This window comes from Lactococcus sp. FSL K6-0773, from assembly GCF_038006485.1.
Lineage (GTDB): Bacteria > Bacillota > Bacilli > Lactobacillales > Streptococcaceae > Lactococcus > Lactococcus lactis.
This window is the reverse complement of sequence record NZ_JBBOVF010000001.1, coordinates 582,408-602,332: the sequence shown is the minus strand read 5'-3', so window position 1 is coordinate 602,332 and position 19,925 is coordinate 582,408. Positions and strand designations below refer to the sequence as shown.

Annotated in this window: 20 protein-coding genes and 1 pseudogene; 19 read left to right on the top strand and 2 right to left on the bottom strand. The window is 35.5% G+C overall.

Features of this window, described 5'->3' with window-relative positions:
• Positions 1-374 precede the first annotated feature (374 nt).
• The 13 genes from hisC to MHB61_RS02885 all read left to right on the top strand — a co-directional run bounded on the left by hisC (position 375) and on the right by MHB61_RS02885 (position 10,916).
• Positions 375-1,457, top strand: coding sequence for a histidinol-phosphate transaminase (hisC, locus tag MHB61_RS02945; RefSeq protein WP_003131105.1), 1,083 nt, complete (start codon positions 375-377; stop codon positions 1,455-1,457).
• The gene (locus MHB61_RS02940; protein ID WP_003131106.1) at positions 1,445-2,431 is read left to right on the top strand and encodes an ATP phosphoribosyltransferase regulatory subunit; all 987 of its coding nucleotides are present in this window, start codon (positions 1,445-1,447) and stop codon (positions 2,429-2,431) included. Before hisC ends, MHB61_RS02940 begins: the two co-directional genes overlap by 13 nt.
• A complete protein-coding gene (gene hisG / locus MHB61_RS02935; RefSeq protein ID WP_262651895.1) occupies positions 2,424-3,008 on the top strand; it encodes an ATP phosphoribosyltransferase in 585 nt (194 codons plus the stop codon). The genes MHB61_RS02940 and hisG overlap by 8 nt, the downstream gene beginning before the upstream one ends.
• A gap of 36 nt (positions 3,009-3,044) precedes the next feature.
• Complete coding sequence (locus MHB61_RS02930; RefSeq protein ID WP_010890648.1) at positions 3,045-3,725, top strand: IS6-like element ISS1S family transposase; 681 nt, start codon at positions 3,045-3,047, stop codon at positions 3,723-3,725.
• Positions 3,726-3,813: 88 nt separating this feature from the next.
• Entirely contained in the window at positions 3,814-5,109 is a 1,296-nt protein-coding gene (gene hisD, locus MHB61_RS02925) for a histidinol dehydrogenase (RefSeq protein ID WP_137015825.1), read from the top strand.
• 95 nt (positions 5,110-5,204) lie between these two features.
• Positions 5,205-5,951 carry a class I SAM-dependent methyltransferase gene (locus MHB61_RS02920; protein ID WP_228763255.1) on the top strand — a complete coding sequence of 249 codons (747 nt, stop codon included), beginning with the start codon at positions 5,205-5,207 and terminating at the stop codon, positions 5,949-5,951.
• Positions 5,948-6,550, top strand: coding sequence for an imidazoleglycerol-phosphate dehydratase HisB (gene hisB, locus MHB61_RS02915; protein WP_003131113.1), 603 nt, complete (start codon positions 5,948-5,950; stop codon positions 6,548-6,550). Before MHB61_RS02920 ends, hisB begins: the two co-directional genes overlap by 4 nt.
• A complete protein-coding gene (locus tag MHB61_RS02910) occupies positions 6,547-7,335 on the top strand; it encodes an aminoglycoside 3'-phosphotransferase (protein WP_003131115.1) in 789 nt (262 codons plus the stop codon). The genes hisB and MHB61_RS02910 overlap by 4 nt, the downstream gene beginning before the upstream one ends.
• Before the next feature lie 38 nt (positions 7,336-7,373).
• Complete coding sequence (gene hisH / locus MHB61_RS02905) at positions 7,374-7,982, top strand: imidazole glycerol phosphate synthase subunit HisH (protein WP_003131116.1); 609 nt, start codon at positions 7,374-7,376, stop codon at positions 7,980-7,982.
• Complete coding sequence (gene hisA, locus MHB61_RS02900) at positions 7,983-8,702, top strand: 1-(5-phosphoribosyl)-5-[(5-phosphoribosylamino)methylideneamino]imidazole-4-carboxamide isomerase (RefSeq protein WP_003131117.1); 720 nt, start codon at positions 7,983-7,985, stop codon at positions 8,700-8,702.
• A complete protein-coding gene (gene hisF / locus MHB61_RS02895; protein ID WP_014570598.1) occupies positions 8,692-9,471 on the top strand; it encodes an imidazole glycerol phosphate synthase subunit HisF in 780 nt (259 codons plus the stop codon). Before hisA ends, hisF begins: the two co-directional genes overlap by 11 nt.
• Positions 9,468-10,106, top strand: a complete 639-nt coding sequence (hisIE, locus tag MHB61_RS02890; RefSeq protein WP_003131119.1) for a bifunctional phosphoribosyl-AMP cyclohydrolase/phosphoribosyl-ATP diphosphatase HisIE — start codon at positions 9,468-9,470, stop codon at positions 10,104-10,106. The genes hisF and hisIE overlap by 4 nt, the downstream gene beginning before the upstream one ends.
• Positions 10,107-10,916, top strand: a complete 810-nt coding sequence (locus MHB61_RS02885; RefSeq protein WP_003131121.1) for a histidinol-phosphatase — start codon at positions 10,107-10,109, stop codon at positions 10,914-10,916.
• A gap of 13 nt (positions 10,917-10,929) precedes the next feature.
• Here the strand turns inward: MHB61_RS02885 and trhO are convergent, their stop codons facing one another.
• Positions 10,930-11,889, bottom strand: a complete 960-nt coding sequence (gene trhO / locus MHB61_RS02880; RefSeq protein WP_003131122.1) for an oxygen-dependent tRNA uridine(34) hydroxylase TrhO — start codon at positions 11,887-11,889, stop codon at positions 10,930-10,932.
• 424 nt (positions 11,890-12,313) lie between these two features.
• Here trhO and MHB61_RS02875 point away from each other — a divergent pair, with 424 nt between their 5' ends.
• Positions 12,314-13,855, top strand: a complete 1,542-nt coding sequence (locus MHB61_RS02875; RefSeq protein ID WP_003131124.1) for a 2-isopropylmalate synthase — start codon at positions 12,314-12,316, stop codon at positions 13,853-13,855.
• Positions 13,856-13,866: 11 nt separating this feature from the next.
• Positions 13,867-14,904 (top strand): annotated as a pseudogene (leuB, locus tag MHB61_RS02870) (3-isopropylmalate dehydrogenase).
• Here leuB and MHB61_RS02865 read toward each other — a convergent pair.
• A complete protein-coding gene (locus tag MHB61_RS02865) occupies positions 14,864-15,214 on the bottom strand; it encodes a hypothetical protein (RefSeq protein WP_230963378.1) in 351 nt (116 codons plus the stop codon). The pseudogene leuB and the gene MHB61_RS02865 overlap by 41 nt on opposite strands.
• 103 nt (positions 15,215-15,317) lie before the next feature.
• Between MHB61_RS02865 and leuC the strand changes: the two genes are divergently transcribed.
• The 4 genes from leuC (at position 15,318) to ilvD (ending at position 19,922) form a co-directional block, all read left to right on the top strand.
• Positions 15,318-16,700 (top strand): 3-isopropylmalate dehydratase large subunit, encoded by a 1,383-nt coding sequence (leuC, locus tag MHB61_RS02860; RefSeq protein ID WP_003131128.1) that lies wholly within the window; start codon positions 15,318-15,320, stop codon positions 16,698-16,700.
• A 19-nt stretch (positions 16,701-16,719) separates the two neighbouring features.
• Positions 16,720-17,295, top strand: coding sequence for a 3-isopropylmalate dehydratase small subunit (gene leuD / locus MHB61_RS02855; protein WP_003131129.1), 576 nt, complete (start codon positions 16,720-16,722; stop codon positions 17,293-17,295).
• A 13-nt stretch (positions 17,296-17,308) separates the two neighbouring features.
• Complete coding sequence (locus MHB61_RS02850; protein WP_003131130.1) at positions 17,309-18,088, top strand: ABC transporter ATP-binding protein; 780 nt, start codon at positions 17,309-17,311, stop codon at positions 18,086-18,088.
• Between the two features lie 121 nt (positions 18,089-18,209).
• Positions 18,210-19,922 (top strand): dihydroxy-acid dehydratase, encoded by a 1,713-nt coding sequence (gene ilvD, locus MHB61_RS02845; RefSeq protein WP_014570601.1) that lies wholly within the window; start codon positions 18,210-18,212, stop codon positions 19,920-19,922.
• The last annotated feature ends 3 nt before the right edge of the window (positions 19,923-19,925 follow it).

The window sequence follows — 19,925 nt, the reverse complement described above, 5'->3', positions numbered from 1 at the left end:
TGGTATTTTTATTATGCTAAATAACAAGATAGATATTTTGTTAAAATAAATGTTGACTTTTAAAAATATAAGTATTATAATTCAGATAATTAAGAATTAACAAACAAGAGATGAAAGAGTAGTCTTAGGTATCAGTTGAGAGAGCCTTGTTGCTGAGAAAAGGTCTGATAATGGGATGAACCACACTCATCGCTATCTTACTCACATTATTATGTGAGCGTTAGCTGCGTTAATGCTAAGTTGTTATAACTTACCGAGGTCACTTTTGTGAAAAAGTGATAAATTAAGGTGGAACCACGATTAAACCGTCCTTTAAGCCAAGTGCTTTTAGGCGTTTTTTTATATTATCTTTCTATTCTCGAAAGGAGAAATCTATGAGTTGGCAAAATAACCTTCGGTCAGTAAGTCCCTATATTGCAGGTGAACAACCTGAACTTACTGACATGATCAAATTAAACACTAACGAAAATCCATATCCGCCCACTAGTGTAGCTCAATTATTTAATGAACGTTATAAGACAAAAAATTTGCGTCTTTACCCAAGTACTGACGCGAAAAGTTTAAGAAAAAAATTGGCCGACTATCATCATTTAGAAGTTGAACAGGTTTTTATTGGAAATGGCTCTGACGAAGTTTTGTCACTTAGTTTTCTGACCTTTTTTAATAGTCAAAGCCCTTTATTAATGCCTGACATTACTTATTCTTTTTACCCTATTTATTGCGAACTCTATCGAATTCCCTTTCAAAAAGTCCCTGTGGATGATGATTTTAAAGTTTCAATAAAAGATTATTGTATTGAAAATGGCGGAATTGTGATTGCAAATCCTAATGCTCCAACGGCTTTGGCGCTAAATCTTAAAGATATAGAAGAAATTCTGAAAAAAAATCAAAAATCAATTGTCTTGATTGATGAAGCTTATATTGATTTTGGTGGTGAAACATGTCTTCCTTTGCTTAAAAAATACGATAATTTAGTAGTGGTTCAAACTTTTTCTAAATCACGGAGTTTGGCAGGAATTCGTTTGGGTGTAGCTTATGGCTCTGCTGAAGCAATTTCTCATTTGTATGATGTGAAAAATTCATTTAATTCCTATCCAATTGATAGTTTGGCACAAATTATTGGAGAAGCAAGTTTAATGGATGAACATTATTTTCAAAAAAACATTCAGAAAATCATTAAGACAAGAGAAGTTTTTAAAGATAATCTGGTTAATTTAGGATTTGAAGTGACTGATTCAAAGGCTAACTTTGTTTTTGTTCATCATCCAAAAGTAAAAGCAGAAGAACTTTTTAAGGCGCTTTATGAGGCAAAAATTATTGTCAGGCATTGGAATCAACCACGGATTGATGATTGGTTACGGATAACTATTGGAACTAATAAAGAAATGAACAAAGTGATTGAATTTTTAAAAGGCTATTTAAAAAAGAATGAGGAAATTGACGAATGGAAAAAATAAATTATCTGCTTCCTGAAGAATCGGCAGAAATGACCTTGAATCAAGTTAAAAGTCTACGGCAGATAGAAGGTCGTTTAAGGAAATTATTTGGCTTGAAGAATTATCAGGAAGTCATGCCTCCAAGCTTTGAATATACACAACTCTATACAGCACTTGAAAGTAATGGAAAAACTTTTAATCAAGAAAAAATGTTTCAGTTTATCAATCATGAGGGACAATCAATTACACTCCGTTATGATTTTACACTTCCTTTAGTTAGACTTTATTCGCAAATCAAGGATTCTACTAGTGCTCGTTATTCATATTTTGGAAAAATATTTAGAAAAGAAAAACGGCATAAAGGTCGTTCAACGGAAAATTATCAGATTGGTATTGAACTTTTTGGTGAATCAGCCGATAAGTCAGAATTAGAAATTCTTAGTTTAGCCCTTCAAGTGATTGAACAGTTAGGTTTGAATAAAACGGTCTTTGAAATAGGCTCAGCAAAATTTTTTCAACGTTTATGTCATTTAGCTGACGGTTCAACAGAGTTACTTACAGAACTTTTACTCAAGAAAGATTTGAGTGGTCTTAATGCTTTTATCGAAAAAAATAGTTTTTCTAAGGAATTAAGAGAACTTTTGAAAGAAATATTTATTACTAATGAGTTATCAAGGTTGGAAAATTTAGTGACAAATACAAAAGATGATGTGCTCATTTCTTCCTTTGATCAGCTCAAAGAATTTTCAGAGAAACTTTCAATGATTAAACCGATTATCATTGATTTGGGAATGGTTCCTAAAATGGATTATTATACTGATTTAATGTTTAAAGCTTACAGTTCAGCAGCTAATCAACCTATTTTATCAGGAGGAAGATATGACCAACTATTAAGTAATTTTCAAGAAGAGGCGGTTGCCATTGGTTTTTGTTGTCATATGGACACCATTCTAAAGGCTCTGGAAAGACAAGAATTGGAGGAAGACAATGATTAAAATCGCCATAACTAAAGGACGAATCCAAAAACAAGTCACCAATTTATTGGAAAATGCAAACTATGATGTTGAACCAATTCTAAATCTAGGACGTGAATTACAAATTAAAACGAAAGATGATTTACAAATCATTTTTGGAAAAGCTAATGATGTCATTACTTTTTTAGAACATGGAATTGTTGATATTGGCTTTGTTGGTAAAGATACGCTTGATGAAAATGATTTTGATGACTACTATGAATTATTGGATTTAAAAATTGGACAGTGTATTTTTGCCCTTGCTTCTTATCCTGACTTTTCAAATAAAAATTTTCAAAGACGTAAACGAATTGCTTCAAAATATCCAAGAGTGACAAAAAAATATTTTGCTCAAAAGCAAGAAGATATTGAAATTATCAAGTTGGAAGGCTCTGTTGAGCTTGGACCAGTTGTTGGTTTAGCCGATGCAATTGTTGACATTGTCGAAACAGGAAATACTTTATCTGCAAATGGTTTAGAGGTCATTGAAAAAATCAGTGACATTTCAACACGGATGATTGTGGTTCTGTTGCAAAGTTTTCTGATAAGTCTATTTTAGTGTAAAATGAATAAAAATGACAGCGAGGATATATCAATGAACTATTTTAAAGGTAAACAATTTCAAAAAGATGTGATTATTGTCGCTGTTGGTTATTATCTACGTTACAATCTAAGCTATCGTGAAATTCAAGAACTCCTTTATGATCGTGGGATTAACGTTTGTCACACAACTATTTATCGTTGGGTACAAGAATACAGTAAAGTCCTCTATCATCTCTGGAAAAAGAAAAATAGACAGTCCTTCTATTCGTGGAAAATGGATGAAACTTATATCAAAATCAAAGGTCGTTGGCATTATCTCTATCGTGCAATTGATGCGGATGGATTGACTTTAGACATCTGGCTACGCAAGAAACGGGATACTCAAGCTGCTTATGCGTTCTTGAAACGACTACATAAACAGTTTGGTCAACCAAGAGTAATTGTCACGGATAAAGCGCCCTCTATTGGTTCTGCATTTAGAAAGTTACAGAGTAACGGTTTATATACTAAGACAGAGCATCGAACCGTGAAGTATCTCAATAACCTCATTGAGCAAGACCATCGACCAATCAAACGACGCAATAAATTTTATCGAAGTCTACGAACTGCCTCAACCACGATTAAGGGCATGGAAACAATTCGAGGAATATACAAAAAGAACCGAAGAAATGGAACGCTCTTCGGATTTTCGGTATCTACTGAGATTAAGGTCTTAATGGGAATATTAGCTTAAGAACAAGAAGGATTATAAACCTTGTATTTGATTTTTAAACTTTGCAACAGAACCGATAAAATTATAGAAATGGTGGAGAGGTTAGAAGATGCTCAAACAAATTGATTATCAAGGAAAGCTTGAAGAAATTGCTGAAAAATTTCAAGGTCGAAAAACAGAAGTATCAAAAGAAGTTAATAAAACTGTTCAACAGATTGTAGAAGACATTCAAAAAAGTGGAGATACTGCCTTATTTAACTATGCTAAAAAGTTCGATGGTTATGATGTGAATATTAGTAATTTACTCGTCACGCCCATGGAACGTGAAACAGGACTAGAACAAATTGATGAGGATTATTTTAGAATTCTTAGACGCACCAAATCACAAATCGAAGAATTTCATAAGCACCAACTGGAAAATTCATGGAATATTTTTAAGAAAAATGGTGTTATCATGGGACAAATTGCGCGTCCTCTGGAACGTGTTGCTCTCTATGTTCCCGGAGGAACGGCTGCATATCCCTCAACAGTCATTATGAATGCTGTTCCAGCGCTTTTAGCAGGCGTCAAAGAAATTATTATGATTACTCCAGTTAAAGCTGATGGAAAAGTAAATCCAAATATTTTAGCAGCTGCTGAAGTTTGTGGAATAGAAACAATCTATAAGGTGGGTGGAGCACAAGGCGTTGCTGCCGTTGCGTATGGGACAGAATCTATTCCCAAAGTTGATAAGATTGTCGGACTTGGAAATATTTTTGTGGCTACAGCTAAGAAAATCTGTTATGGGGTGGTAGATATTGATATGATAGCCGGTCCGTCAGAAGTTCTAGTTATTGCTGACAAAACTGCCAATCCAAAATATATCGCTGCTGATTTAATGGCGCAAGCAGAACATGATAAACTTGCGTCAGCGATTCTAGTGACGACTTCTGAAAAACTTGTTCAACAAGTAGATGAGGAATTAAATAGACAAGTTCAAAATTTGGAACGTCGTGAAATCATTGAAAGTTCCATCAGGAATTACGGTGGAGCCATTGTTGTAAAAAATATTGATGAAGCCTTTGATGTTTCCAATCAGCTGGCTCCAGAACATTTAGAAGTTTTGACTAGTGAACCTTTAACCCAACTTACAAAAATCAAAAATGCTGGCTCAATTTTTATTGGAGAGTATACGCCAGAACCGTTAGGCGACTATATGTCAGGAAGCAATCATGTCTTACCAACTGGAGGAACAGCCAAATTTTACTCTGGTTTGGGTGTTTATAATTTTATAAAATATTTGACTTATAGCTATTATCCTAAAGAAGTTTTGGCTGACTTTAAAGAGGATGTTGAGACATTTGCAAAATCAGAAGGATTGACGGCTCATGCTAACTCAATTTCTGTGAGATTTGATGAAATGTAATACTTGAGACAAGATTTTCAAAATTTATTGGTCAAGGCGTGAGGAGCCACATGGATTTTAAAATATTGAATAAGAAAAATAGTAGGGAGAAAAACATGACAAAACAAGAAAATTATTACGCAGAAGTTTTCGAAAAACCATGGGGTCGGATGTTCTATGACTTACTTTTTCCACAGCTCCTACCAAATTTGACAAAAGATTCAAAAATTCTGAGTTTCGGCTCTGGATTTGGACGGACGGAAACATTTTTGGAGGAAAAGGGATTTGAAGTCACGGGCTATGAGCCTGATGTAGAAAAGCTCGAGATGATGTCTGACCAAACTTTTCGTCAGTTGACAGGAACTTTTGACGACTTTGCAGAAACTGTTAAAAATGAGCGTTACGACGTGATTCTCATTCACAATGTTTTAGAATACGTCCTCGACCGAAAAGTCGTGTTGGAATTACTCTTGTCACTTTTGACAGATGGCGGCACGCTTTCTATTGTCAAGCACAGTAAGTACGGTAGCATGATAGAAATGGCAGCAGGACGTGATAATCCGCAGGCAGCGCTTGATGTTTATGAAAATGAAGCTGTCGCTTCTCACAACCACGGCGATATCCTAGTTTATGACGATGATTGGCTGACAGATTTTGTGGCAAATTACAAACTGAAACTCCAAGAAAAATTTGGAATTCGTCATTTTTACGGTATTTCACAAAACGCAGAAATCAAAGAAACAGACAACTGGTATCAACCCATGCTTAAGTTAGAGCAAAAAGTAGCGAAGGACCAAACGCTGTATCCAGTCGCACGATTACATCATTTGATATTTAAAAAAACTAAGGAGAATCTGTTATGACACGCATATCACACATCACGCGTAATACCAAAGAAACACAAATCGAACTTTCCATCAATCTTGACGGCACAGGTCAAGCGGACATTAGTACAGGTATTGGTTTTCTCGACCACATGCTGACACTTCTCACCTTTCACAGCGATTTTGACTTAAAAATCATAGGACATGGGGATCATGAAACAGTAGGGATGGACCCGCACCATCTCATTGAAGATGTTGCGATTGCTCTTGGAAAATGTATCAGCGAAGCATTAGGTAATAAGCTCGGTATTCGACGTTATGGAAGTTTTACCATTCCAATGGATGAAGCTTTGGTGACTTGTGATTTAGATATTAGTGGACGACCTTATTTGGTATTTCATGCTGATTTATCAGGAAATCAAAAACTTGGTGGCTATGATACAGAAATGACTGAAGAATTTTTTCGTGCCCTTGCTTTTAATGCTGGGATTACGTTACATCTGAACGAACATTATGGGCAAAATACGCATCATATTATTGAAGGCATGTTTAAATCTACAGCAAGAGCGCTAAAACAAGCTGTAAGTATTGATGAATCGAAAGTTGGAGAAATACCGAGCAGTAAGGGAGTGTTATGACGAATCTAAAAGAATTAAGAATTAATATTGAGAAATTTCCTGAAGCACTTCACAATACGCTAAAAGATGCAAAAATATATGATAGCAGTTCCTCTCCTGAAGCTCAAGTGTTATTCATTGATAAAAAAGATGGCTATTATTTAAAAATAGCTTCATCAAAAACTTTAGAGCGAGAAGCTGAAATGACTGCTTATTTTCAAAAGAAAAAGTTAGGTTTAGGATATATTTCTTATTTATCAGACCAGTCACAGGATTTTTTACTCAAGAAAAAAATTCAAGGAGAAAATTATTTGGCTAAACAATATCTTAATAATCCGAAACGTCTGTGTGATAATCTTGCTGAAAATTTACGATTTCTTCATGAACAAAATTTTGAGGATTGTCCCATATTAGACCATTCTGAACGTTATCTGAAAAAAGTCGAAAAGAACGCAAGTATAAATAATTCAAATCTAGATTTTGTCAATAATTATAATATCCGAACAACAGAAGAAGCTTATGATTATATAGAAAATAAAAAATTGCTATTAAGGAATGATACGCTTTTACATGGAGATTATTGTTTACCCAATATAATCCTAGACAATTGGAAGTTCAAAGGTTTTATTGATTTGGATTGTGCAGGTGTTGGCGACCGACATATTGACCTCTTTTGGGGTGCATGGACGCTTAATTTTAATATTGGTACTGATCAATATCGTGACCGATTTTTTGATGCTTATGGTCGGGATAGAATCGATGTTGATCGTTTGAAATTGGTTGGCTGCTGTGAGGTTTTTGGTTAAATTAAATTTTAGTATATTTTGATATTGAAAGGAGCATTATGAAAAAAATTGTTATCATCGACTACAATATTGGAAATCTTCAAAGTGTACAGGCCGCATTTTTACGATTGAGACAAGAAACAGTGATTTCAAGAGATTTAGAGGATATTCGTAAAGCAGATGCACTTATTCTTCCAGGAGTTGGGGCTTTTCCTACAGCAATGAATAATTTAAAAAAGTTTAATTTGATTGAACTTATACAAGAACGAGCTGCTGCTGGAATACCAATATTGGGAATTTGTTTAGGAATGCAAGTGCTTTTTGAAAAAGGATACGAGATAGAAGAAAGACAAGGTCTTGGACTTTTAAAGGGAGCGGTAATTCCAATCAAAACTAATGAGAAAATTCCGCATATGGGATGGAATCAATTAAACCTGGCTAAAACCAGTCCAACAACTCATTATTTGTCTGATAATGATGAGGTCTATTTTGTCCATTCTTATCAGGCGACTTGTCCTGATGATGAACTCATTGCCTACACCACTTATGGCGAAGTAAAAATTCCGGCAATTGTTGGAAAAAATAATGTGATAGGCTGTCAATTTCACCCTGAAAAGAGTGGAGAAATTGGCAGAAAGATACTAAAAGCATTCTTGGAGGAAATTTAAATGAAGATTATTCCAGCAATTGATTTGCAAAATGGTGAAGCCGTGCGTCTCTACAAAGGAGATTATGATAAGAAAACGGTCTATTCAAAAAATCCCCTTGAAATTGCTCAAAAATTTGAAAGAATGGGGGCGACTGACCTCCATTTGGTTGATTTAGATGGTGCTAAGATAGGACAAACTCGTAATTTAGAGCTTGTGCGAAAAATAAAAGATGAAACAAGATTGAAAATCGAGATTGGTGGTGGAATTAGAGATTTCGATACAGTTAGAATGTATCTTGAACAAATTGGTGTGGAACGAGTGATTTTAGGAACCGCAGCGGTAGAAAAACCTGATTTTCTTAAGGAATTATTAATTAAATATGGTCCAAGCAAAATCATTGTTGGGGTAGATATTAGAGAGGGTTTTGTATCAACAAGTGGTTGGTTAGAAAAAACAAGTCTTCCTTACCTGTCATTTTTAAAAAAATTAGAGAGAATAGGGGTTAAAACCACTATTATTACTGATATCTCCAAAGACGGAACACTGACAGGTCCAAATTTTAAACTTTATGATGAAATTTCAAAGGAAAGTTCCCTAAACGTGATTATTTCTGGAGGTGTAAAGGATAATTCTGATATTCAACGTGCAACTCGTTCTGACTTCTATGGAATTATCGTTGGGAAAGCTTACTATGAGAAGAAAATTAATCTTGAAAAGGAGTTCAGGAATGCTAACTAAAAGAATCATCCCTTGTCTTGATATTAAAAATGGTAAGGTTGTTAAAGGAATCAATTTTGTGGGTTTAAGAGAAATAGGTGATCCAGTGGAATTGGCCAAAATATATGAAGAACAGTGTGCAGATGAAATTGTTTTTCTTGATATTACAGCATCTTTTGAAGAACGTGAAATTATTGGTGAATTAATTGGTCGGGCGGCGCGTGAACTTTCAATTCCATTAACCGTTGGTGGAGGAATTCGTTCAATTGACGATTTTAGAAGAATTCTTGCTAGAGGAGCTGATAAAGTATCCGTCAACTCAGCTGCAATTGAAAATCCTGAACTTATTCGTCAAGCGGCTAACGAACTTGGCGTTCAATGTGTTGTTGTTGCTATTGATGCTAAAAAACGAGCAGACCATAGGGGATATGATGTCTATATCAAAGGTGGGCGTGAAAATGCAGGTCTTGACTTAGTTGATTGGGCTAAAAAGTGTGAAAGATTAGGAGCAGGCGAAATTTTACTAACCTCAATGGATAAGGATGGAACAAAGACAGGCTACGATTTGGAAATGCTGAATGACGTTTGTACTGCTGTTAATATTCCTGTTGTAGCAAGTGGCGGTTGTGGGAAGATTTCGGACATTGTTGAAGTTTTTCAAAATACAAGAAGCGATGCTGCCCTTGTTGCTTCATTATTTCATTATGGCGAAGCAACAGTTGATGAAGTTAAAGACGAACTTATAAAAAATAATATTCCAGCAAGAATTATTAAGAAGGAGACATTATGAGACCAGATTTTCATAAGCAGGAACTTATTCCTGTTATTGTTCAAGATTATCAAACAAATCAAGTATTAATGCTTGCCTATACAAATGAAGTGGCTTTTGAGAAAATGCTTGAAACTGGTGAAACTTGGTTTTGGTCACGTTCACGACAAAAACTTTGGCACAAAGGAGAAGAATCAGGTCATTTTCAAAAAATAAAAGGAATGCGTTTGGATTGCGACCAAGATACTTTATTGGTTTTTGTTGAACAAATTGGTAATGCTTGCCATACCGGAACTTACTCTTGTTTTTATGATGAACTTATTCCTTTTGATGACTCTGATATTTTTAGTGAGTTGGAGAAGCAAATCATCGACCGAAAGTTACATCCAGTCGAAAAATCTTATACGAATTATTTGCTTGGAGAGGGCATTGATAAAGTATTAAAAAAAGTTGGTGAAGAAGCAAGTGAAGTGATTATTGCTAGTAAAAATTCAGATAAAGGAGAACTTTTAGGAGAAATTGATGATTTACTTTATCATTTGTTTGTATTAATGAATCAGCAAGGTATTTCTCTAGAAGAAGTACGGCAAAAAGCAAAAGAACGGCATCAGCTAGAAGGAAATAAGAAGGAATTTCATACAAGGACGGCAGATTAAATGAAAAAATTAGATTATCATTTCCACTCTCATTTTTCGGCTGATAGCGAGGAGCTTCCTAGAAAGCATGTGACAGAAGCTATAGCACATGGTTTAGAAGAAATTTGTTTTACAGAGCATCGAGATTTTTATTTTCCAGGAATGGATTTTTCACTAAATCTACCTGAGTATTTTCAAGAAATCAATCGATTACAAGCAGAATTTAAAGATAAAATTAAAATAAAAATTGGCTTGGAAATGGGAATTGATTTACGTTTTAAATCAGAAATTAATCAGTTTATTGATTCGGCTCCTTTTGACTTTGTGATTGCCTCTGTTCATGAAATTGGAGATATTGAAGTTTATGACGGAACAGAATTTTATCTACAGAAAATAAAAGAAGAAGCACAAAGAGAATATCTTTTAGCTTGTTTAGATGTTGTTCAAAATTTTGAGAATTATAATTCATTTGGTCATTTAGATTATGTTGCTAGATATGGGCCTTACACGGATAAATCAATAAAGTTTGCAGAGAATCGGGAGATTTTATTTGAAATCTTGCGGGCTTTAGCTTCAAAAGAAAAAGCATTAGAAATAAATACTAGATTGTTTGATGATCCGAAAACTGAACAATTTTATAGTGATTTATTGATTAATTTTAAAAAATTAGGTGGAAAATTTATAACTTTAGGAACGGACAGTCATATAGCAAAGCGTGATTGGCTTTCAATTCATAAAGCAAGAACTTTAATTAAAAAAGCTGGTTTTCACGAACTAGCAACTTTTAGTGGGATGAAAATTGATAAAAATAAAAAGTCTATTAAAGAATAATAGACTTTTTATATTATGATGCTAAATCTTTCTCAAGTAGCGCAAGACGTTCTTGAACTTCTTGATTTGATAGTTGGTGGGCTTTGATGTAACGGTTATTGGGATGAACTCGACATTCATGTGAACAAGCACCAAGATATTTTGCTTCGTTTTCCTCTGAAGCTAACATTTGTCTGTTACATTCTGGATTTCCGCAATTGATGTAACGTTCACATGGGCTTCCATCAAACCAATCACGTCCGACAATGACATGTTCTTTTTGGTTGATTGGAACTGCGATTCGGCTATCAAAAACATACATTTGTCCATCCCAGAGATCTCCTTGAACTTCTGGGTCTTTTCCGTATGTGGCAATTCCTCCGTGAAGTTGACCAACGTCTTTGAAGCCTTCCCGAACGAGCCATCCTGAAAATTTTTCACAACGTATTCCACCGGTACAGTAGGTTAAAACACGTTTTTCCATGAATTGTTCTTTGTTATCTCGAATCCACTGTGGAAGTTCTCTAAAACTTCTTATTTCTGGACGAATGGCGCCACGAAAATGCCCTAAGTCAAATTCATAATCATTTCGTGCATCAATCACTACTGTATTTTCATCAAGCATGGCCTCACGAAACTCTTTTGGATCAAGATAAGCCCCAGTAAGTTCCAAGGGATTGACGTCATCTTCTAAACTTAAATTGACTAATTCAGGGCGATAACGAACATGCATTTTCTTAAAAGCATTTTGCTCGGCTTCATCAATTTTGAAAATTGTTGAGCTAAAGCGAGGGTCATTTTTCATCAATTCCATGTAGGCATTTGTTTGCTCGATAGTACCAGAAACAGTTCCATTAATTCCTTCGTCAGCAACTAAAATGCGTCCTTTTAAACCTAATTCTTTACAGTCTGCGAGGTGTTTTTGGGCAAAAGTTTCTCCATCTTCAATTGGGACATATTGGTAATATAATAAAACTCGATAATCTTGAGTCATAATTTCTCCTTAATCTTATTAGTACATTAGAATCCATTATAATTTAATCATTTTATGTCTACCTAAAGCAACAAAATTGCTTGTATATTTTCTAACAAGCTTAATTATTGTGGATTTAATTGAATATTAAAGGGAGAAGTTGTAATCTATTTGTTGTTAAATTCTTGTTAATGCAAATAAATTTATTAAATATTATTATTTTATTGACAATTTAAAATATTAAGAGTATTATAATGTAAATTAACAAAAAAGAGGAACTTGAAATGACATACACACAATTTTCATTGTTGTTGATCAAGGTGGACCTACATTAGCTTTTGTGGCTAAAATATGTGGGTCCTGTTTGGCGATAGTCATTTCGAGGACCGAGAGACGTCCTCACGGGCGTCTTTTTTGTTTCTTAATAAAAAATAGAGGTAATATTATGCGAAAAATTGAATTCTTTGACACAAGTTTGAGAGATGGCGAACAGACGCCGGGCGTTAGTTTCTGCATTTCAGAAAAAGTAACGATTGCTAAACAACTGGAAAAATGGGGGATTTCTGTCATAGAGGCTGGTTTTCCTGCGGCAAGTCCAGATAGTTTTGAAGCAGTAAAGCAAATTGCTGATTCTTTGAATGATACGGCTGTCACTGCATTAGCTCGTTGTGTTATCTCAGATATCGATAAAGCGGTTGAAGCGGTAAAGGGGGCTAAATATCCGCAAATTCATGTTTTCATTGCCACTTCACCTATTCACATGAAATATAAACTTAAAATCAGTACCGAAGAAGTTTTGAAAAATATTGATAAATGTGTGAAATACGCACGTGAACGGGTTGAGGTTGTTGAGTTTTCTCCAGAGGATGCAACAAGGACAGAGTTGAATTTTCTTTTAGAGGCTGTTCAAACGGCTGTCGATGCTGGAGCAACTTATATTAATATTCCTGACACTGTCGGTTATACGACACCAGAAGAATATGGAAAAATTTTTAAATTTTTGATTGATAATACTAAGTCTGAGAGAGAAATTATTTTTAGTCCACATTGTCATGATGATTTAGGAATGGCTGTAGCTAATTCATTAGCCGCAATTAAAGCTGGGGCTGGGAGAGTTGAAGGAACTGTCAATGGTATTGGAGAGCGAGCTGGGAATGCTGCTCTTGAAGAAATTGCTGTGGCACTACATATTCGTAAAGATTTTTATCAGGCACAAAGTCCTTTAAAACTTTCAGAAACGGCTGCAACGGCAGAACTAATTTCACAATTTTCAGGAATTGCTATTCCAAAAAATAAAGCAATTGTTGGTGCTAATGCTTTTGCACACGAATCAGTAATTCATCAAGATGGTGTCCTTAAAAATGCTGAAACTTATGAAATTATTACACCAGAACTTGTCGGAATAAAGCATAATTCGTTGCCTTTAGGTAAACTTTCTGGTCGTCATGCTTTTAGTGAAAAATTGACGGAACTTAATATTGCTTATGACGATGAAAGTCTTGCAATTTTATTTGAAAAATTTAAAAAATTAGCTGACAAGAAAAAAGAAATTACTGACGCAGATATTCACGCCTTGTTTACAGGAGAAACGGTAAAAAATCTAGCTGGATTTATACTTGATAATGTTCAAATTGATGGCCACAAAGCACTGGTGCAACTAAAAAATCAAGAAGAGGAAATTTATGTTAGTCAAGGAGAGGGGGCAGGTTCAGTGGATGCAATTTTTAAAGCTATTGATAAAGTCTTTAATCATCAACTAAAATTAATTTCCTATTCAGTTGATGCTGTAACTGATGGAATTGATGCACAAGCAACGACTTTGGTTTCTGTTGAAAATCTATCTACAGGCACTATATTTAATGCTAAAGATGTTGATTATGATGTATTGAAAGGAAGCGCCATTGCTTACATGAACGCTAATGTTTTAGTTCAAAAAGAAAATTTACAAGGAAAGGTTGAACAAATTTCAGCTCATGATGGAATTTAAGGTGAAAAATATTGTCTAAAAAAATTGTGACACTTGCGGGAGATGGAATTGGGCCAGAAATTATGTCAGCTGGTTTAAGTGTTTTAAAAGCTGTCAGTAAAAAAATTGATTTTGAGTATGAATTAGAAGCTAAAGATTTTGGAGGAATTGCAATTGATAAGCATGGTCATCCTTTACCAGAAGAAACTTTGCAAGCAGTTAAAAATGCTGACGCAATCTTGCTCGCTGCAATTGGTCATCCTAAATACAACAATGCAAAAGTTAGACCAGAACAAGGGCTACTTGCTTTACGAAAAGAATTAGGACTGTATGCTAATGTTCGTCCATTAAAAATTTATCCGGCTCTAAAAAAACTTTCTCCTATCCGAAATGTTGAAAATGTTGATTTCCTAATGATTCGCGAACTGACAGGGGGAATCTATTTCGGTCAGCATGAATTGGCAGATGACAAAGCACGGGATGTCAATGATTATTCTGCTGATGAAATAAGAAGAATTCTTCATTTTGCTTTCAAAAGTGCTCAAAGTCGGCCCAGAAAATTACTGACTTCGGTTGATAAACAAAATGTCCTTGCAACTTCTAAATTATGGCGAAAAATGGCTGATGAAATTGCTGACGAATATCCTGATGTACGATTAGAGCACCAATTGGTCGATTCTTGTGCGATGTTACTGATTACTAATCCGCAACAATTTGATGTGATAGTCACTGAAAATCTATTTGGTGATATTCTCTCTGATGAAGCAAGTAGTTTGGCCGGTAGCTTAGGAGTGATGCCTTCGAGTTCGCATGGATTTAACGGTTTAGCACTCTATGAGCCAATTCATGGTTCGGCACCAGACATTGCAGGAAAAGGAATTGCGAACCCTGTTTCGACGATTCTATCAATTGCCATGATGCTAAGAGAATCTTTTGGGCAAGAAGATGGGGCTACGATGATTGAGAAAGCCGTAACCCAAACTTTTACTGACTGAATTTTGACTAAAGCTTTAGGTGGGACTGCAACAACTAAAGAAATGACAGAAGCAATCCTGAAAAATTGTCAGTAAAATGCGATTGAATAGTGAGCATTTTAGTTGTAGATAAAAGAACCGTCAGCGCAGCTGACAGTTCTGTCAGTAATTGCGATTGAATAGTGAGCATTTTAGTTGTAGATAAAAGAACCGTCAGCGCAGCTGACAGTTCTGTCAGTAATTGCGATTGAATAGTGAGCATTTTAGTTGTAGATAAAAGAACCGTCAGCGCAGCTGACAGTTCTGTCAGTAATTGCGATTGAATAGTGAGCATTTTAGTTGTAGATAAAAGAACCGTCAGCATAGCTGACAGTTCTGTCAGTAATTGCGATTGAATAATGAGCATTTTAGTTGTAAATAAAAGAACTATCAGCGTAACTGACAATTCTGTCAGTAAATATTACTGACAGAATTTGTCAGAATAAATTTTTAAAAAAGGAAATAAAAAAATGTCAGGTAAAACAATATTTGATAAACTTTGGGATCAGCATGTGATTGCTGGAAATGAGGGAGAACCTCAACTGCTTTATATTGACCTTCATGTTATTCATGAGGTTACGAGTCCGCAAGCATTTCAGGGCTTACGTGAAGCAGGACGTCGTGTTCGGAGAAAAGATTTGACATACGGAACTCTTGACCACAATGTTCCAACACAAGATATTTTTAATATTCAAGATTTGATTTCTAAAAAACAAATTGATACTTTTACTAAAAATGTCAAAGAATTTGATGTTCCAGCGGAGACTCATGGTGGAAAAGGACAAGGAATTGTTCACATGGTAGCACCTGAATCTGGCAGAACTCAACCGGGAAAAACAATTGTTTGTGGCGATAGTCATACCGCAACAAATGGAGCATTTGGTGCAATTGCTTTTGGAATTGGTACAAGTGAAGTTGAACATGTTCTTGCAACTCAAACCATTTGGCAAGTTAAACCCAAGCGTATGAAAATTGAATTTCAAGGTCATCCACAAAAAGGAATTTATAGCAAAGACTTTATCCTCGCATTAATTGCTAAATATGGTGTGGATGCAGGTGTAGGTTATGCGGTTGAATATAGTGGGGATGCTATCAGTGATTTAAGCATGGAAGAACGGATGACAATCTGTAACATGTCAATTGAATTTGGGGCAAAAATTGGCCTGATGAATCCTGATGAAAAAACTTATGACTATGTCAAAGGGCGTGAACATGCACCTAAAAACTTTGATGAAGCTGTCAGTAAATGGGAAAAACTTGTCAGTGATTCTGATGCACAATACGATAAGATTTTAAGTCTTGATGTCAGCCAGTTGAAACCAATGGTGACATGGGGAACAAATCCCGGAATGGGCCTAGAATTTGGCGAAAAGTTTCCGGAAATTAACAATGATTTGAATTATGAACGTGCTTATCAGTACATGGATTTAAAGCCAGGCCAAACTGCTTCTGCTATTGATTTAGGCTATATTTTCATTGGTTCTTGTACGAATGCTAGACTTGGTGATTTAGAAGAAGCAGCAAAAATTATTGGAGACAGACATATTGCTGATGGACTGACAGGAATTGTCGTCCCTGGAAGCAGACCTGTGAAAGAAGCGGCTGAAGCACAAGGTCTTGATAAAATTTTTAAAGAAGCTGGTTTTGAATGGCGGGAACCGGGTTGCTCAGCCTGTCTTGGAATGAATCCTGACCAAATTCCAGAATACGTTCATTGTGCTTCAACCTCTAATCGAAATTTTGAAGGACGTCAAGGACATAATGCAAGAACGCACCTGTGCTCTCCAGCTATGGCCGCTGCCGCCGCAATCGCTGGTAAATTTGTAGATGTTAGAACGCTCGTAACAGATTAGTCTGTAGAAAGAAAAAAAGATGGAAAAATTCACGATTTACAAAGGGACAAGTGTTCCAGTCATGAACGATAATATTGACACAGACCAAATTATTCCTAAACAATTTTTGAAAGCAATCGATAAAAAGGGCTTTGGGAAAAATTTATTTTATGAATGGCGTTATCTTAAAGATTACGATGAGAATCCTGATTTTATTTTGAATGCTCCAAAATACAAAAAAGCTTCTCTGTTAATTTCAGGAGATAATTTTGGTTCGGGTTCTTCAAGAGAACATGCGGCATGGGCCTTATCAGATTACGGCTTTCGGGCAATTATTGCTGGCTCTTACTCAGATATTTTTTATAATAATGCTTTAAAAAATGGCTTGTTACCAATTAAACAACCAAGAGAAGTTCTAAATCAACTGACAAAACTGTCAAGTCAAGAAGAAATTACAATTGATTTACCCCATCAGCTAATCATCACAAGCCTTGGTGACTTTCATTTTGAGATTGACCCCATTTGGAAAGATAAATTAATTAATGGCTTAGATGATATTGGAATAACTTTGCAATATGAAGAAGCAATCTCAGCTTACGAACAAAAAAATCAATAAGAGCGAGCCTAAAATGACAATTATTAATTTAAAGAATATAAATCTTACTCGAAATAAAAAAGAAATTCTTAAAGATATTACTTGGAAAGTAAATCCCGGCGAAAATTGGGTTATTCTGGGCCTCAACGGCTCTGGAAAATCAAGTCTTTTGAAATTGATTTTAGCAGAAGAATGGAAAACTTCTGGCGAAATCACTGTTTTAAATACTCAATTTGGAAATGGAGAAATTCCTAAGTTGAGAAAAAGAATCAGCGTAGTTGGCTCATTTATTGCTGAAAGATTTCAACCAAATATTAAGGCTGAAAACCTTGTTTATACTGGGAAATTTAATTCGAGCATGCTCTATAAACCCTACACAGATCAGGAACTTGATGAGGCCCGTCAGCTTTTAAGACAAATGGGTGCAAAATCACTTATTGGCCGAAATTATGCCAGCCTTTCTCAAGGGGAAAAGCAAGTTCTTCTTATTGCTAGGAGCTTAATTTTAAAGCCTGAGCTTTTAATTTTGGACGAAGCAACGAACGGTTTAGATTTATTTGCTAAAGAAAAATTATTAAAGCAACTGCAGCAGATTAATCAATTAAAAACCGCACCAACACTCATTTATATTTCTCATCATCCCGATGAAATCACTGATATTTTTACTCACCTTTTACTTTTAAGAGAAGGAAAAGTGATTCAATCAGGGAAAAAAGAAAACTTATTAAATGAAAAGATACTTACTGATTTTTATCAAGAAAAAGTAGAAGTTCACCGTTTTGAGCAGAAATATTTTGTAATTCCTGCTAACTGAGAAAGGAAAGCAAAAGTATTTTATAGACTATATAGAATATTCTGACAAATTATTGTATTTTCATTTTTTTAGTGATAAAATAGCTCTATGTAAATTTACGGGGAGGTCAAAAAGATAACATATGGAATTCAAATATAACGGAAAAGTTGAATCAGTGGAACTCAATAAATATTCTAAGACATTGACTCAAGATCCAACACAACCAGCGACTCAAGCGATGTACTACGGCATTGGTTTTAAAGATGAGGATTTCAAAAAAGCTCAGGTCGGAATCGTCAGCATGGATTGGGACGGAAATCCATGTAATATGCACTTGGGAACACTTGGGAGTAAAATCAAAAGTTCTGTCAACCAAACTGACGGATTGATTGGACTTCAATTTCATACTATTGGAGTTTCTGATGGAATTGCTAACGGAAAGCTTGGCATGAGATATTCTTTGGTCAGTCGTGAAGTGATTGCTGACAGCATCGAAACCAACGCTGGCGCAGAATATTATGATGCCATCGTTGCCATTCCCGGTTGTGATAAAAATATGCCAGGGTCAATTATCGGAATGGCTCGCTTAAATCGTCCGTCAATTATGGTCTATGGTGGAACGATTGAACATGGCGAATATAAAGGTGAAAAATTAAATATTGTTTCGGCCTTTGAAGCTCTGGGACAAAAAATCACTGGAAATATTTCTGATGAAGATTATCATGGCGTTATTTGCAATGCCATTCCAGGGCAAGGTGCTTGCGGAGGAATGTACACTGCTAATACCCTGGCTGCCGCTATTGAAACTTTAGGAATGAGTTTACCTTATTCCTCTTCCAATCCAGCAGTCAGTCAAGAAAAACAAGAAGAGTGTGATGAAATTGGTTTAGCCATCAAAAATTTATTAGAAAAAGATATTAAACCAAGTGATATCATGACCAAAGAAGCTTTTGAAAATGCCATAACAATTGTCATGGTCCTTGGAGGCTCAACCAATGCTGTGCTTCATATCATTGCAATGGCAAATGCCATAGGTGTAGAAATTACGCAAGATGATTTCCAACGTATTTCAGATATTACCCCTGTTCTTGGCGATTTCAAACCGAGCGGAAAATATATGATGGAAGATCTGCACAAAATTGGTGGCCTTCCTGCTGTTTTGAAATACCTACTTAAAGAAGGAAAACTTCACGGTGATTGTTTGACCGTCACAGGTAAAACTTTGGCTGAAAATGTTGAAACAGCATTAGATTTGGACTTTGACAGCCAAGATATTATGCGACCACTAAAAAATCCAATTAAAGCTACTGGACATTTACAAATCTTGTACGGTAATCTTGCCCAAGGGGGTTCTGTTGCAAAAATTTCTGGTAAAGAAGGCGAATTTTTCAAAGGAACTGCTCGTGTTTTTGACGGAGAACAACACTTTATCGATGGCATTGAGTCTGGCCGATTGCATGCCGGTGATGTTGCGGTCATTAGAAATATTGGCCCAGTCGGAGGTCCGGGAATGCCAGAGATGTTAAAACCAACCTCAGCATTAATTGGAGCAGGACTTGGAAAATCTTGTGCCCTAATTACTGACGGAAGATTTTCTGGCGGCACACACGGCTTTGTTGTGGGTCATATCGTCCCTGAAGCAGTTGAAGGTGGGTTGATTGGTTTAGTTGAAGATGATGATATTATCGAAATTGATGCGGTGAATAATAGTATTAGTTTAAAAGTTTCTGATGAAGAAATTGCTAAACGACGTGCCAATTATCAAAAACCAACCCCTAAAGCAACGCGTGGTGTCCTTGCAAAATTTGCCAAACTTACACGCCCCGCTAGTGAAGGTTGCGTTACAGATTTATAGAAA

Bases quoted from the DNA above. Each gene is read 5' to 3' on its own strand.
- hisB (WP_003131113.1), top strand. From the start codon at position 5,948: ATGACACGCATATCACACATCACGCGTAATACCAAAGAAACACAAATC.
- hisC (WP_003131105.1), top strand. From the start codon at position 375: ATGAGTTGGCAAAATAACCTTCGGTCAGTAAGTCCCTATATTGCAGGT.
- MHB61_RS02910 (WP_003131115.1), top strand. From the start codon at position 6,547: ATGACGAATCTAAAAGAATTAAGAATTAATATTGAGAAATTTCCTGAA.
- MHB61_RS02850 (WP_003131130.1), top strand. From the start codon at position 17,309: ATGACAATTATTAATTTAAAGAATATAAATCTTACTCGAAATAAAAAA.
- leuC (WP_003131128.1), top strand. From the start codon at position 15,318: ATGTCAGGTAAAACAATATTTGATAAACTTTGGGATCAGCATGTGATT.
- hisD (WP_137015825.1), top strand. From the start codon at position 3,814: ATGCTCAAACAAATTGATTATCAAGGAAAGCTTGAAGAAATTGCTGAA.
- MHB61_RS02920 (WP_228763255.1), top strand. From the start codon at position 5,205: ATGACAAAACAAGAAAATTATTACGCAGAAGTTTTCGAAAAACCATGG.
- ilvD (WP_014570601.1), top strand. From the start codon at position 18,210: ATGGAATTCAAATATAACGGAAAAGTTGAATCAGTGGAACTCAATAAA.
- MHB61_RS02865 (WP_230963378.1), bottom strand. From the start codon at position 15,214: ATGCTCATTATTCAATCGCAATTACTGACAGAACTGTCAGCTATGCTG.
- MHB61_RS02940 (WP_003131106.1), top strand. From the start codon at position 1,445: ATGGAAAAAATAAATTATCTGCTTCCTGAAGAATCGGCAGAAATGACC.
- hisA (WP_003131117.1), top strand. From the start codon at position 7,983: ATGAAGATTATTCCAGCAATTGATTTGCAAAATGGTGAAGCCGTGCGT.
- hisH (WP_003131116.1), top strand. From the start codon at position 7,374: ATGAAAAAAATTGTTATCATCGACTACAATATTGGAAATCTTCAAAGT.
- leuD (WP_003131129.1), top strand. From the start codon at position 16,720: ATGGAAAAATTCACGATTTACAAAGGGACAAGTGTTCCAGTCATGAAC.
- MHB61_RS02930 (WP_010890648.1), top strand. From the start codon at position 3,045: ATGAACTATTTTAAAGGTAAACAATTTCAAAAAGATGTGATTATTGTC.
- MHB61_RS02885 (WP_003131121.1), top strand. From the start codon at position 10,107: ATGAAAAAATTAGATTATCATTTCCACTCTCATTTTTCGGCTGATAGC.
- hisF (WP_014570598.1), top strand. From the start codon at position 8,692: ATGCTAACTAAAAGAATCATCCCTTGTCTTGATATTAAAAATGGTAAG.
- MHB61_RS02875 (WP_003131124.1), top strand. From the start codon at position 12,314: ATGCGAAAAATTGAATTCTTTGACACAAGTTTGAGAGATGGCGAACAG.
- hisG (WP_262651895.1), top strand. From the start codon at position 2,424: ATGATTAAAATCGCCATAACTAAAGGACGAATCCAAAAACAAGTCACC.
- trhO (WP_003131122.1), bottom strand. From the start codon at position 11,889: ATGACTCAAGATTATCGAGTTTTATTATATTACCAATATGTCCCAATT.
- hisIE (WP_003131119.1), top strand. From the start codon at position 9,468: ATGAGACCAGATTTTCATAAGCAGGAACTTATTCCTGTTATTGTTCAA.